General features: G+C 48.2%; 14 protein-coding genes. 6 read left to right on the plus strand and 8 right to left on the minus strand.

Annotation, left to right across the window (positions count from 1 at the left end; all coding sequences use genetic code 11):
- Nucleotides 1-332: 332 nt before the first annotated feature.
- From H6G50_RS22575 to H6G50_RS22585, 3 genes are read right to left on the minus strand one after another with little or no spacing between them, the layout of a single operon-like run.
- The gene (locus H6G50_RS22575; RefSeq protein ID WP_190721604.1) at nucleotides 333-971 is read right to left on the minus strand and encodes a nucleotidyltransferase family protein; all 639 of its coding nucleotides are present in this window, start codon (nucleotides 969-971) and stop codon (nucleotides 333-335) included.
- A complete protein-coding gene (locus H6G50_RS22580; RefSeq protein WP_190721606.1) occupies nucleotides 968-2128 on the minus strand; it encodes an XdhC/CoxI family protein in 1161 nt (386 codons plus the stop codon). Before H6G50_RS22580 ends, H6G50_RS22575 begins: the two co-directional genes overlap by 4 nt.
- A complete protein-coding gene (locus H6G50_RS22585; RefSeq protein WP_190721608.1) occupies nucleotides 2125-4245 on the minus strand; it encodes a xanthine dehydrogenase family protein molybdopterin-binding subunit in 2121 nt (706 codons plus the stop codon). The genes H6G50_RS22580 and H6G50_RS22585 overlap by 4 nt, the downstream gene beginning before the upstream one ends.
- 98 nt (nucleotides 4246-4343) lie before the next feature.
- Here H6G50_RS22585 and H6G50_RS22590 point away from each other — a divergent pair, with 98 nt between their 5' ends.
- The gene (locus tag H6G50_RS22590; RefSeq protein WP_190721610.1) at nucleotides 4344-5474 is read left to right on the plus strand and encodes an RNA-guided endonuclease TnpB family protein; all 1131 of its coding nucleotides are present in this window, start codon (nucleotides 4344-4346) and stop codon (nucleotides 5472-5474) included.
- Nucleotides 5475-5526: 52 nt separating this feature from the next.
- On the opposite strand, the gene H6G50_RS24595 is transcribed toward H6G50_RS22590, so the two are convergent.
- Together H6G50_RS24595 and H6G50_RS22600 are read right to left on the minus strand one after the other, a co-directional pair.
- Entirely contained in the window at nucleotides 5527-6522 is a 996-nt protein-coding gene (locus H6G50_RS24595) for an FAD binding domain-containing protein (protein ID WP_190721612.1), read from the minus strand.
- Complete coding sequence (locus H6G50_RS22600; protein ID WP_190721614.1) at nucleotides 6519-7238, minus strand: 2Fe-2S iron-sulfur cluster-binding protein; 720 nt, start codon at nucleotides 7236-7238, stop codon at nucleotides 6519-6521. The genes H6G50_RS24595 and H6G50_RS22600 overlap by 4 nt, the downstream gene beginning before the upstream one ends.
- 365 nt (nucleotides 7239-7603) lie before the next feature.
- Between H6G50_RS22600 and H6G50_RS22605 the strand changes: the two genes are divergently transcribed.
- The 4 genes from H6G50_RS22605 (at nucleotide 7604) to H6G50_RS22620 (ending at nucleotide 10146) form a co-directional block, all read left to right on the plus strand.
- Nucleotides 7604-7870, plus strand: a complete 267-nt coding sequence (locus tag H6G50_RS22605; RefSeq protein ID WP_190721616.1) for a type II toxin-antitoxin system ParD family antitoxin — start codon at nucleotides 7604-7606, stop codon at nucleotides 7868-7870.
- On the plus strand, nucleotides 7867-8175 hold the full coding sequence (locus tag H6G50_RS22610; RefSeq protein ID WP_190721618.1) for a type II toxin-antitoxin system RelE/ParE family toxin: 309 nt from the start codon (nucleotides 7867-7869) through the stop codon (nucleotides 8173-8175). Before H6G50_RS22605 ends, H6G50_RS22610 begins: the two co-directional genes overlap by 4 nt.
- A 703-nt stretch (nucleotides 8176-8878) precedes the next feature.
- Entirely contained in the window at nucleotides 8879-9415 is a 537-nt protein-coding gene (locus H6G50_RS22615) for a hypothetical protein (RefSeq protein ID WP_190721620.1), read from the plus strand.
- A gap of 392 nt (nucleotides 9416-9807) precedes the next feature.
- The gene (locus H6G50_RS22620) at nucleotides 9808-10146 is read left to right on the plus strand and encodes a hypothetical protein (RefSeq protein ID WP_190721622.1); all 339 of its coding nucleotides are present in this window, start codon (nucleotides 9808-9810) and stop codon (nucleotides 10144-10146) included.
- A 126-nt stretch (nucleotides 10147-10272) separates the two neighbouring features.
- Here H6G50_RS22620 and H6G50_RS22625 read toward each other — a convergent pair whose 3' ends face one another.
- Nucleotides 10273-11352: a hypothetical protein gene (locus H6G50_RS22625; protein ID WP_190721624.1), complete on the minus strand. Its 1080-nt coding sequence runs from the start codon at nucleotides 11350-11352 to the stop codon at nucleotides 10273-10275.
- Nucleotides 11353-11451: 99 nt separating this feature from the next.
- Between H6G50_RS22625 and rpsD the strand changes: the two genes are divergently transcribed.
- Complete coding sequence (gene rpsD / locus H6G50_RS22630) at nucleotides 11452-12069, plus strand: 30S ribosomal protein S4 (RefSeq protein WP_190721626.1); 618 nt, start codon at nucleotides 11452-11454, stop codon at nucleotides 12067-12069.
- A 198-nt stretch (nucleotides 12070-12267) separates the two neighbouring features.
- Here the strand turns inward: rpsD and H6G50_RS22635 are convergent, their stop codons facing one another.
- Both H6G50_RS22635 and H6G50_RS22640 read right to left on the minus strand, forming a co-directional pair.
- Nucleotides 12268-12594, minus strand: a complete 327-nt coding sequence (locus H6G50_RS22635) for a Nif11-like leader peptide family natural product precursor (protein ID WP_190721628.1) — start codon at nucleotides 12592-12594, stop codon at nucleotides 12268-12270.
- Nucleotides 12595-12844: 250 nt separating this feature from the next.
- Entirely contained in the window at nucleotides 12845-13897 is a 1053-nt protein-coding gene (locus tag H6G50_RS22640) for a D-alanine--D-alanine ligase family protein (RefSeq protein ID WP_190721630.1), read from the minus strand.
- Nucleotides 13898-13899 lie beyond the last annotated feature (2 nt).

The raw sequence follows: 13899 nt of genomic DNA on the forward strand, positions 1-13899 counted from the left end.
TTTCCCAAAATGGCAGTTGAGATTGGGATTGGATTCTAAAAAGAGCGAAAAACCTCGCTATCAGAGCGTGAGAAACCGAGGCAGAGCTATGTCGCACAGAGGGCTACTATTTGTCGTGCGGAATGTGGGTTGGATTTATGTTTGAAGTCTTATCGAATCATTTTTTAGCATGATTTCTCGGCTTGAGCTTATCGAATTGTTCTGAGTGGTGCGATGTGCGGTTTGTTCTGGGAGGGGCAGCACACTGAATGGGGTTGTGTTAGGCATGGGTCGTTTCCTCATGCTTGCGTACTGATTACCAGTGTACTTTGCCTAAATGAAAACATTAAGCCCTAATTAGTATTAGAAACCTTCGCGATCGCACTGCTGTAATCATGAGGAGTATCGATATCAATGATTCCTTGAGGGAACGAAACTCGTGCAACTTGTCGAATATACTTTTGAATGATTTTTCTCGCACCCATATCGCCACTGAGGGCAGTTAGTTGAGTAAAAAAAGAGCGATCGAATAAAGCAGGAACGCCTATAACTTGAGTATATTCTGAAGCAACAATAGGCGCAGAAGTTGTTCGATAAACGTCAATTAGTTGCTCAATTAAATGAGGAGATACAAAAGGTTGGTCGCACAACATTAATATCGCTGCTTCCGTTTGAGAATAGCTTCTACTTAGGGTTTCTATTCCCATCCGAATTGACGTACCCATTCCCTGATGCCAAAGTGGATTTTCAATCGTTTTTACCGATGCAGCTATCTCTGGTTTAATGCGATCGCAATAGGCTCCAAGAACAACAATAACGGGATGACAAACCGATGCAGTTGCTACCTCAACGGCGTGTTGAATCAAACTTCGTCCGTTATATTCGAGCAGTTGTTTTGCTTTTCCCATACGGGTTGAAGCCCCCGCAGCTAGGATGATAATTGCGATGGATGATTCCTTTTTTCTCACGGGCTGAGCAGTAGAAAGCGTCATAAAGTAGAAACATAATGCTCTTTTAATATATCGACTGGCGAAACTTTAACGGTCAGTTTTTGATGAATAGAACCCTTACGGTCTTTCAACATCCCGCCACAACGATTTGATAAGACAGCTTGAATTTCTGCAATAATTGCGATCGCAATCTCTTGAGGTGTCTCTGCACCAATATCGAGTCCGACTGGAAAATATAATTTATCTAACTGTTCTTTTGAATGATGGATCTGTTGCAGTATTTCGTTAGTGCGCTGTTTCGCTCCTAAAATTCCTATGTACTTTACCGAAGAAGGCAACAACATTTTTAAAATTTCGAGGTCGTCGAAGTAATTATGAGTCATCACCACAGCAACGGTATCTAAATCGATACTGACTTGCTTATCAAGCATTTCTCGACGGGTAAGAATGACACGATCTGCCATCAAAAAGCGATCGCGGGTTACTTCATTCGCCCTACAATCGACGACTGTAACCTGCCAGCCTAATGCTTTGGCAAATTGTACGATAGAAATCGCATCGCTTCCCGCGCCAAAGATAATCAGTGGTGTCGGCGGATGAATGACTTCTATAAAGACTTCTATACTACCACCAGGAAGTTGATATTGATTGATGTTCGATTGTTGAGCGTGAAGGGCAGATTTCGCCTCGTAGACGAGAGTCTGCCATAAATTTGGGTCTTCGATATCGCTGGAGATAGAACCATCTGAAGCCAGCATCAATCTAGCACCGATCGCAATTTCAACCGAACCTTCAACCTTAAAAACAGTTGCAATAACGCCTCGCTGTCTTTTATTGAAACATTGTTGTATAAAAGGTAATGGATTGAGCGAGCGAGCGAGACGTTCGATGAGAACTTGCACTACACCATTACAACCGATACCAAATCCCCAAATAATATCTTCATCAGCCGTAGTATCGTAAGTGACAACAATCGGTCTGCCAGATGGCATTCTTTGGCGAGTATGTTCGAGAACATCGTTTTCCAAACAGCCGCCGCTAATCGCTCCTACCATTTGCCCCGTACTCGTCATTAACATACGGGCACCAGGTCGCCGATAAGTCGAACCTTGAGTATTGACAATTGTAGCTAAATATGAGTCCTCCTTTTTTTGCTGACATTCCTCAAAGACTTTCAGAATTGCTTGTAATTCGTTCATAAAAGCTTATCGGGTGTGATGGGCAAATCGCGAATTCGCTTGCCCGTGGCATGATAAACCGCATTGGCAACAGCCGCCGCGACCCCAGTAATGCCAATTTCTCCTACGCCACGAGCGCCTACAGGATTGAATTTGAGATCGGGTTTGCCGACAAATGCCACATCGATGCGAGGAATATCGGCATGAGAAGCAACATGATAGGTTGCCAAGTCGTAAACGACCGGATTGCCCAAATTGGGATCGAGTTCGCCTTCTTCCATCAAAGCGTGACTGATGCCCATAATGATTCCACCCCGCACTTGACTCGCCGCCGTTTTGACGTTGATAACGCGCCCTATATCCATGACGGAGAGCCAGCGCGTAACCCGCAAGCGTCCGATTTCTTCATCGATCGCTACTTCGCAGAAATGGGCACCCGATGAATGAAAAGCATACTTTTTCTTTTCTTCCCCTGGAGCAGTTGAAGCCGTTGCTTCCCAGGCGGCGCGTCCAGATTCCTTCAAAATAGCGATCGCTTCTGGAGCGTTTTTTGTCTTAGCTTCTTGAAGCACTTTTTCGCAAGCACCCTTAACCGCAGGCAAAAGGGATGCCGTCATTTGAGAGCCTCCCGCAATTCCCCCATCGGGCAAGCGAGAATCCCCCAATTCCACCCGAATTTGCTCGACGGGCAAACCCAAGGCTTCTGATGCCGTCATCGCAACTACAGTATAAGCACCCGTTCCCATATCGTTTCCTGCCGTCAAGACGTGAGCCGTACCATCGGGCAAAAGTCTTACTTTAGCGGAAGTCGCGCCGCGATTGCCGGGATATGTAGCGGCTGCTATGCCAATACCAACGAGCTTGCCATCGCGGGTAAGCGAGCGAGGTTTTTGGCGTTCCTGCCAGCCAAAGCGTTCTGCCCCCACCTTGAGACAATCGGCAAAATGATGCTCGGAAAAGGGTAAATTCTTGCGTTGGTCGCCTTTTGCGATGTTTTTGAGCCGTAGAGCAATTGGATCGATATTCAACTTCCAAGCCAGTTCGTCCATTGCCGATTCTAAGGCCCACATCCCTGGAGTTTCACCAGGTGCGCGCATAAAAGTAGGCGTTCCCACATTCATAATCGCCAACTCTTGATAGAGTCGGATATTGGGGCTTTCATACATCACGGGAACCATTTTAGTACAAGGTTCGCTAAATTCACCTGCTGGTGAGGCGGCAGACTTTACCTCGTGTTCGATCGCGTTTAAGGTTCCATCTGGGGTTGCACTAAGACGGATGCGCTGTTCGGTGTGCGATCTGTGTCCGGTGTTAGCGGTCATTTGACGGCGCGAGACAACGACTTTGAGAGGTTTTCCTACTTGTCTAGCAGCCGCGGCACAAAGCAACCCGTGGGGCCAAGGAAACGCTTTTGAACCAAAAGCTCCGCCAATGTAAGGACTCAGGAGTCTAACGCGCTCTGCTGGCAAGCCTAACACTTCAGCATAGGTTCGCTGCCCCACCAATACCGCCTGGGAAGGTTCGTAAATCGTAACGGCATCTTTGCCCCGCCACTGAGCAATAATGGCAGGGGGTTCCATCGGTGCATGATGCTCCATCGAAGTCAAATAAGTTGCCTCAACGGTCAGAGCGGGATCGCTCTGTGGCACCTTTCCACTGGCAAAACTACCTTTTTCAAAATTGAGCTTTTCCCCCATCATCCCTGGAGCTTCTTTATAAGTCGCCTTTTCCGGCTCGACCAGGGGAGATTGCGTATCGTACTCCACCTCGACCAAATGAGAGGCATGACGCGCGCGCTCAAAGGTATCGGCCACAACTAAGCCAATAATTTGTCCCCCATAATGAATGCGATCGTCCGCTAAGGGCAAGCGCGATTCGTAGGTCATCGAGGTCATGAAATCGTTGGTAGGTTTAAAAAGTTTCGGCGCATTGCGATGGGTAAAAACGGCGATAACCCCTGGAGATTTTTCGGCAGCGCGGGTGTTAATAGTACGAATTCGACCTTTGGCAATTGTCGAAGTGACTAAATAGCCATGTACTAACCCTTGAATTTGATGTTCGGCAGAGTAGGTAGCTTTACCCGTAACCTTTGCCCGTCCATCGATGCGGTTGAGTGAAGTTTTCATTGGCTCGTTCATCGAAAATCCTGGGTCTGAAACCCCGCCCAATAGCTGCGCTCCGGGCGGCTTTATATTTGAAACCATGCTATACTGGGATGAGTTAACATCTCAGTTAAATGCAGACTATATCAGTTCGTTGTAAGCTTCAAGTCCCACCAGAATTGCGTCAAGAGATTGACCGCACTCTGAGCGGGTTTGCCGATGCTTGCAACCAAATATTGTCTGTAGCTAAACGCGATAATTGCTGGAATACGACTAAGCTCCATCACAAGGTTTACAAACCAGTGCGGGAAGCGACGGGGTTGAAAGCTAATCACGTCTGCCAAGCAATTCGTCGCGTTATTGGCAATGCCAAAGCTGTTAAAGAAGTCCATAAGTTTAGACCAACATCTCTCAACTTGGATACGCGGACTTTTAGTTATATTGAGGAATCGCAAACAGTTGGCGTAACTTTGATGTGCGGTCGAGTCAAGTTCAAATTGAGTATTGGCAACTATCAGTTGGCATTGCTCAAAGGGCAATCCCCAACTGCTGCTACGCTTAAAAAGACAAAACTCGGCGACTACTACATCAATATCTGTGTCAATCTGCCTACTGAGCCAACTGGGAAAACACCTAAAGTAATTGGTGTCGATCTCGGTCGTCGCGAAATTGCTACCACCTCTACGGGTAAAACCTGGAGCGGTCAGCAAATCCAAGCGGTTCGGGATAGGTACAGTCGAGTTAGGGCTAACGTTCAATCCAAACGCACTCGCAGTTCGAGAAGACTGTTGAGAAGGCTTTCTAGGAGAGAACAAAGATTTCAAAAATGGCTCAACCATAATATTTCTTGCCAGCTAATTCGAGAAGCGAAAGAATTGAATGCGGCGCTGGCATTTGAGTATCTGACTGATATTAGGCAGTCTTTAAACCAAAAGCCACGGAGTAAAACAGAACGGCGGCGCACGAATAATTGGAGTTTTTACCAATTGCGAATGTTTGTCCAATACAAAGCAGCAATTGTGGGAATTCCAGTTGTGTTTGTGCCTCCTGCATACACTTCCCAAACTTGCGCGCGCTGCGGTCACGTCCACACCGAAAAAGGGAAATCGTTTCGCAATGGTAAGAAGTTTAAGTGTTTGCATTGTGGTTTTGAGTTTGACGCTGATTTAAACGCTAGTTTGAACATTTCTGCACTGGGGATGTCCGTAATCCATCCTGAAAGTCCGGGGATGAGTTGTCAGTTAGAGGGACAGTTGTCTCTATGAGCGATATCTCAAATCTGTGGCTAAAGCTCTGTCCCTTTAGGGCGGAGTAAGCTTACGCGATTCCTCCTCCTTGGGCTGACACGGTTAAGGCACGACGAATGGCACGCTTGGCCATCTCAACTTTAAAAACATTATGTTTTAGGGGCTTAGCTCCTTTTAAAGCAATCTCAGCGGCTTGTTGAAAGGTTGCCGTTTCTGGGGCTTTGCCTTTTAAAAACTCTTCGGCTTCGAGCGATCGCCAGGGTTTATGCGCTACCCCTCCGAGTGCCATACGCCCTTGCTGAATTTTGCCATCTTGAATATCCAAAGCAACCGCTACAGAAACCAAGGCAAAGGCATAGGAAGCGCGATCGCGTAACTTCAAATACACGCCAGATTTAGCAAAAGATGTAGGCGGCAAAAGCACTGCCGTAATGATTTCTCCAGGCGCAAGATTATTATCCAACTGAGGCGTGTTGCCTGGAAGTCGATGAAACTCGGTAAAAGGAATTTCTCGGGTTCCCCGCGCTCCTTCAACTTCAACAATGGCATCTAATGCCGCTAATGGCACGCACATATCCGAAGGATTAACCGCGACACATTGGTCGCTTGCGCCTAAAATCGCGTGCATTTTATTAATTCCAGTCGCCGCCGGACAGCCCGAACCAGGTTGCCGCTTATTACAGGCAAACGCCGTATCGTAATAATAGGGGCAGCGAGTGCGCTGCATTAAGTTGCCGCCAACGGTAGCCATATTGCGAATTTGCTGCGATGCCCCCGATAGAATGGCACGGGACAGCAAGGGATAGTTACTGCGGATCTCAGGATGATCGGCTACTGCGGTATTACTAACCAATGCCCCAATGCGAAGTCTTCCATCGCGGGTACGCTCGATTTTGTTGAGATTCAAGCGGGAGATATCGATGAGTTGCGAGGGTTCGTCGAGAAAAACTTTGAGGCGATCGATTAAATTAGTCCCCCCTGCAATAAATTTAGCCGTTTTTTCTTGGCTTGCTTTTTGGATGGCATCTTTGGTCGAGATGGCCCGAAGATAAGTAAAATTTTTCACGCTGATTCCTCTGCATCTTGCACCAACATTAATGCCGTCGGATCGGGCGGGGTTTGTCCGGTTGCTTGTTGTACTGCCGCGACGATGCCGTTATAAGCACTACAGCGACAAAGATTGCCGCTCAATCGTTCGCGAATTTCTGTTTCAGACAATTGAGCGAGTTGCGGCGGACTATTGAGATCTGCGGTGATGGCGCTAGCACAACCGCGTTTGACTTCATCTAGTAAAGCAACGGTCGCACAAATTTGTCCGGGAGTACAGTAACCGCACTGAAAACCATCATTTTCAACAAAGGCAGCTTGCACGGGATGTAAAGTTTCGCCTTGTGCCAACCCTTCAATCGTGACGATTTCCTTGCCATCTTGCATGATAGCTAAAGCGAGACAAGAATAAACTCGCTGTCCGTCGATCAGTACCGTACAAGCGCCGCATTGTCCGTGGTCGCAACCTTTTTTACTGCCCGTTAAGTCAAGCCTTTCTCGCAGTGCGTCTAGAAGCGTTACGCGCGGTTCGATGTTGAGGGTTTGCTCTTTACCGTTGATTTTAAGCGTTACTTGCGCTTCTCCTTGAGCCGTTGGCGTTACGGATGTTCCTTGTTGGGCTTGAGCCGATTTAATCAACGATGGAGCGGCGATCGCTCCTCCTGCTGCTGTTATTGCCCTTCCTAAAAAACCCCGTCGAGATGACGATCCCCATCTTTTGTTTTGGTCTGCCATTTGTTTTTCTGGTAGCTTGAGTGTTCTCCGAAATGCTGGGCAAGCTCGACTAAATATATGTTTGAGAGTGTTCTATCCACTCTCAAAACAATCGCCATTGTTTTAATGGGTTGGGAAGTGTTTTGCACGAACATATTTTCTTCTGTTGAATTATAACAGCTAAATATTCGCGCTTGGATTTATGTTTGAAGTCTTAGCGAATCATTTTTAGCTGGGGTACTGCGTTTGAGGTTGATTCGCGCTTGGATAGTGTCGAGAGGCGATCGCCCCAAACTCATGAGAACTAGAGAGTAAGGTCGCTCTTTCAGAGGCAGGCTAAAGCGCGATCGCATACAATAAGAGCAGCATTCCTGCCATAGTCCTCTATGCAAATTGTTCTCCCACCCGAACTTGAAGAACTCGTGCAGCGCCAACTGGTTAGCGGCAAATATCAGACTGCGATCGACGTTCTTATTGCAGGTGCAAAACTCCTCGAACAGCAAGAAGACATTTATCAGGGACGACTGCAAGAACTCCAACAGGAAGCCCTTATTGGATGGGAAGCCGCTCAACGGGGTGAACTCGTCGATGGCTCCACCGCAATGACACAAATTCGCGCTAATCTACATTCTCGTCATGCTACCCAGCCATGACCCCCCAGTTTCGCCTCACCGAACCTGCGATTCGGGATATTGAGCAAATTGCAGACTACATTGCCCGTGAATCGGGTTTGGCTCAAGCGGATCGCTTTCTAACCCGGCTTGATGCAAAATTTGCCAAAATCGCTCAATTTCCCAATCTCGGACGACAGCGCAGCGAAATCTTACCTGGATTGCGTAGTCTTCCAATGGATCGATACCTCATTCTCTACATACCAGCAAATCAGGATGTAGATATTCTTCGAGTTGTCAGTGGCTATCGCGACCTGCCAGCCCTTTTTGCTGACTCCGATGAATAAAAACTGTTTTCGTTTCCTGCACCTAATCTCACATCCGCTCTGCGGCGAGTCGTCATTCATCAGGAGTCCGGTATTGACGCGCGATCGGAAACGATGCCTTAGAAAAGTTTTTCAACCTGCAATAATTCTTAGAAAATTCGGCTGTTCGGGTATTTTAGGATAAAGTGCGACAAAGCAACACTGATGTCTCCTGTGCTAAAGAATATCCTCTGCTCAAACATTCAACACTGGCTTCAATTCAAGTTGAAGTCCTGGCGAGCGCTCGGTGTTTTGTTCGGTTTGACTTTATGTTGCAGCCTGATGTTGCATGGTTGTGCAATTGGATAGCTTGCTACCAAGGTTTAGCGCTCGCCGAAAAAAACGATTCGACAAGGACTACTCTTATCGAATCACGACTGTGGGGAGCGAGTTAGGAAAAGCAGGCGATTTGCACGGATATGAACGTAAACTTGATTGGGAAAGATTGCCGCGATACTTTGAGAAACGATTCGATAAGGTTTTTTTGAAGTCTTCTTGACGAATCATTTTCGGCAGAAGTGTCCGCGAACCTCTGTCCCCTGCCCGTAAGGGTTTCGGGGTCAACGCCAAAGGTTACAGCATCTCCGGCAACCGCGATCGCGGTGGATTATTTCAAGCCGGACGAGCCGAGGGGCGCGCTCGCTGGTAGGATGAGCAACCAAGGCCGTGGAAATCCTACCCGCAAATGAACCCAACTCCAACGCTCGTTGCCAATAGCTGGTTGACCGTCTTTTTCGCGCTCTTGCTCGCCACACTCTTAAGCGCTCTGGTGGGTTGGTTCGTCAAAAAAAGGGCATTACCCCTCAAACCTATGATGGCTTTTAGCTCGCAACAGTGGCGGTTTATAAGGATTTGGGTCAAGGTCGCTCTCGTTGTTGGAGTCATCCTACCCTTGGTCATGTGGGTAACTTTTTGGGAGCAGTCTCTTGTGCGCCAGTTTTTCAGTTGCTATTTGTTGACTGTTGCCGTTCAGCTTGCCTGTGAGGTGACTTTGAGCCGTCTGTTGACCCAAAGCGTTGTTGTCATTATTGGCACCCTTTATACAGGCTATCGGATTTGGCAGGTGTGGGAAGGTCTGCACTTAGTCGCTTATCCGATGTATGGGCTGGGCTTATTGGGGTTAGTTTTGTGCTTTTGGGTCGCTAACCTGATTATGCTGATGAGCGTGGCCATTCCGAGCATCTTTCCCGAATCGGAGGAACAATCGGCTGAGACGGGTTAATCCATTCTCGCGCGCTCGCTCGATCGCGCGAATCTTGTCCCAGAGAGCAAGCCGCTTGAATTGTTGCCCAGTACAACGCAGGGAAACGAGTTGGGGTAACTCAAGAGTGATCTACGGGCGGAAAATAGAGAACTGCGATCGCGCGTTGAAGAACGCGGCGGTTCCGAACCGTATCACTTGGACAGGAGTGAGTCGGTCATTGCGAGGAGCTAACTCTGGGGGCGATCGCAAGTCTCTTACCAACGCGACACGATCGCGCAAACCTTACGCCAAATTCACGCGCCTCTCGATTCTAGATCGAGTGCGATGATACGCCTCATGGTTCGTCAACATGGCAAGACTATGAGCCAATTGTCAAAAGACTTTCGGAGTAAATTATATTTTTTGGAATTGTGTGTTTAAGATCGAGGGCAGGTTGTCGGGAAGACGCGCTCGACGATCGCTTTTTCAACGGCGATAGCGATCGCGTGGTTTGGGTGATTCGTTTTGAGTTCGTCGAGAGCGATTTCAAAGTATCTACGGCCGGTCAACAACTCGAAATTGAAGACCCGACTTGGGGAACCGTAATACTGACTCATTGGAGTCAACTTCATTTTTACCAATATTGGCACTCCAGCTACAGCACCCAAACTCAGGGGAAAGTCGCCCGGTTGGAAAAAAGATACTCCCCGCACCCCAAGAAAGCGATATCCGACGGTCAAAAAGGGTCGAGGACAGTTCCAATCGAGTAAAAATTACGTCGAAGTTCGGCTTGAACCTGGAAAAATCTCCTTGAATTCGACTCAACTACGGGTTGGGTTACTTTGTCATTAGTCTAAACTCCAATTCTCAAAAATGCTATCGAGCATCTTAGTATCTTATTTGGGTTCAACGACAACTGGCGAGCTTCCTCGAGCGATTAATGCAATTTTTCTGGCTTGAGGATCGAGGAGGCACATTTGATTTTTGTGGAGTTGAAAGACGACTAGATCTCCTTCGAGGTGAGTGGCATGACTGACGTTCCAGAAAGCAAATGGTGTTTCAAGGGCGAAGTGGATTCTCGAACCCTTTTTCCGGTTGAAACCCATAATTCCGCCTGCCGCCCAAACAGAGGTTTCATACTCCCAATTGCTGTTTTTGGTTAATTTGAGAGCGCGTCCAAAACTCGTCGAATTACAACTATTGTCTTCTCGTTCGGGGGAGAGCGGAACTCGTTTGGCAAAATCGGAGATAATTGGCTCTTGCTTTTCGCTCACCAGGGCAAACAAGTCAAATTGTTGCCGCTCATTTTGGCGAAAGCAAGGCTCCTCGTTAGGGTTAACTTTTTTGAATTCTTTAACTTGTTCTGGCGGTTCCCCATTGAGGCGCGCTCGCATGAGTTGCTTGCCATCCATGCTGATAAAATATAGAGCATATTTTTGACTCGCTTGTAGCTGTTGGATGGGAACGAGTTCGAGTTGAGTTAGCAAACTCGTCTGACTGTTAGCGCCATACCATCCAAACAAGCAGATATAACTAATTCCGTGAATAATAAAAATAGCTTTTAAGGCTTTCCAGAAGGAATTTTTCCGATCGCGCAGGAGAAACCAGAAGAAGGGAAATTCAACGAGCAAAGTTAGCAGAAAGGCAGCCGCAACGAGAATGCCGAGCCAAAGCTCGATATTTTCTAGGGTGAGATTTTGGGAGCGGGCAGCCCATTGCGGAAGTAGAAGTATTCCTGCCCAAGCAGAAGCGTAGTTAGCAACAACGAGCAGATTTATCGATAAATTTCGGGCGACTCCGAAGAATTTTGCGAGTAATAAACCTTCAAAAATACCAATGATGGCATTTCCTAGAAATAAATGAAACATTCCCGCCCAGATCAAGGGCGTTCCCGCGTTGGCGAGGGCGGGAGCGGGGAAAAACGCGATCGCAACAATTGCCGCAATTTTCCATTTTAAAGGCCTGCTGTTCGCCATAACTTCTCCCAAACTGGTTTTGCTAGTTGTAGGCTATATCGAAACCTGCTATAATGGGGCGTTTGGGATCACTTCACAGTTAGGAGAAAGGAACGCAATATGTCTCGCTATAGAGGCCCGCGCTTGCGAATCGTCCGCCGTCTCGGCGAGTTGCCCGGTTTAACTCGCAAAAGTCCGGGTGCTGCTCGGAAGGATAAACCACCCGGCCAACACGGCCAAAACCGACGCAAGCGCTCGGAATATGCCATCCGTTTGGAAGAAAAACAAAAACTGCGCTTTAACTACGGCGTAAGCGAAAAGCAGCTAATTCGCTACGTGCGCAAAGCCCGCCGCGCTACGGGTTCGACGGGACAAGCTTTGTTGCAATTGTTGGAGATGCGCCTCGATAATACGGTGTTTCGCTTGGGGATGGCGGGGACAATTCCCGGCGCGCGCCAATTAGTCTGTCACGGTCACGTTACGGTTAATGGTCGAGTGCTTGATATTCCGAGTTACCAGTGCCGTCCGGGAGATGTTATCGGGGTTAGAGACCGCGATGGCTCTCGGAAGTTGGTTAAGGCTAATATGGAATATCCGGGTCTGGCTAACCTTCCCAGCCATTTAGAATACGATAAAAATACGATGGTCGGGAAAGTCAATAGCGTTATCGATCGCGAGTGGATCGCTCTCAGCATTAACGAACTGCTCGTGGTTGAGTATTATTCGAGAAAGGCTTGAGTTTTTGGAGTAAGCGCTTGCTGGCGTAAGTGCTTACTTCTCGACTATCTCGTTCGCTGCTCGCTTTTATCGGCAGCTTTCGTTTAAGCTCGGAAGGCAAGCTGCGTTTCTTCTACGCCTTCTCTAACGAAGACAGCCGAAACCAACTAACTCTCCTCAGCCCGAAGTCTGAGGAGAGTCAATTTTTGCTCGCGAGGCTCACAGATAACGCTTAATTGTATCCCGGCGGTCGTCGTGGGGTACTTCGTCCAGTTTTTTGAGGTGTTTCTCCCATTTATTGAGCCAAGTCGCCAGATGCTCTTCACCGTTCTGGTGGCGCGCGATCGCGTCTTGGAACTGCTCGTAAAATTGGGCAAATCTGACGTATTCATCCAGATCTTCCCCTTCAATATCTTGTCCCTTTTCCTGCGCGATCGCGGCAAATGTTTGGCGATTGGGAGGATTCAAAGATTTTAACCGATCCTGCAACTCGCGGTCTCCGCAGGCTGTTTGAAAAAAACGAATTACTAGCTGTCGTTTGGACATCGCGCCACTGGATTACAATCAATAAGCTTCACTGTTCATTTTAGGAAGATTTCACGAACACCTGCACGATCCCAATCCTAATCGAACGGGAGTCCGAAAAATCCACCATTAAACATTACTTAATTTTCTGGCTGTAGATAAATTTAACGTGAGTTCGACGGAGCCTGAAACCTAACTCTATTGTAAGCTGAAACTTACATTCTTTCGTGGCAAGGTTCAAAACTCGGGTTTTCATCGAACTCGCGTCAAATTAAGCGCGTTCGAGGGCCAATTGAATCAGGCGATCGATCAGTTGAGGAAAAGGAACGCCGGTTGCTTCCCACAAGCGCGGATACATACTCGTTGCGGTAAATCCGGGCAGCGTATTGATCTCGTTGATAACAATTTCGTCCGTCGCCTCAATATAGAAAAAGTCCACGCGAGACAAACCCGCTCCCTCTAAGGCAATAAAAGCTTTCAACGCCATTTCTCGGATGCGATCGCTAACCGCTTCCGGTAAGGGCGCGGGAATCGCGAGTTCTGCCAAACCTTCGGTATACTTCGTCTCGTAGTCGTAGAACTCGCTCTGATAAGTAATTTCACCGACAACGGACGCTTGAGGATTGTCGTTACCGAGGACGGCGCATTCGACCTCGCGAACCGTCGCGCCCGCTTCGACGATAATGCGGCGATCGTAAGTAGCAGCGCTATCGAGGGCGGCTTCGAGTTCGGCACGCGATCGCGCTTTGGCAATTCCCACAGACGAGCCTAAGTTCGCCGGTTTAACAAAACAAGGATAGCCCAAAGCCGCCTCAATTTCATCGCAGAGTTTAGGGAAAACGCAGGGATTCGACCAAACTTGCTCGCGCGTCACCCCCACATACTTCACCTGGGGCAAACCCGCCTCTGCAAACAGCGACTTCATCACTAACTTATCCATTCCCGCCGACGAACCCAAAACGCCGCTACCGACAAAGGGGACTTGCATCAACGACAGTAACCCTTGAATTGTCCCATCTTCGCCATTCGGGCCGTGCAAGATCGGGAACCACACATCAATGCTCGCAGCTTCGGCGGGAAATTGCCATAACGTTGCCCGGTTGGGTTCGTCTGCTGGGAGGGGCTTACCAGACTCTAATACTTGGCGGGCGACTTCTGGGGTGTGCCAGCCGCCATCTTTAGCGATATAAAAGGGGAGAAACTCATACTTTTCCTGATTTTCCGGCGCTTGCAACCCACGCGCGATCGCGCGGGCCGAACTAATCGAGACTTCATGTTCCCCCGAACGTCCGCCAAAGAGAAGACCGACTCGCAGCTTACTCATGC

The sequence above is a fragment of the Oscillatoria sp. FACHB-1406 genome (assembly GCF_014698145.1).
Taxonomy (GTDB): Bacteria; Cyanobacteriota; Cyanobacteriia; order Cyanobacteriales; family Spirulinaceae; genus FACHB-1406.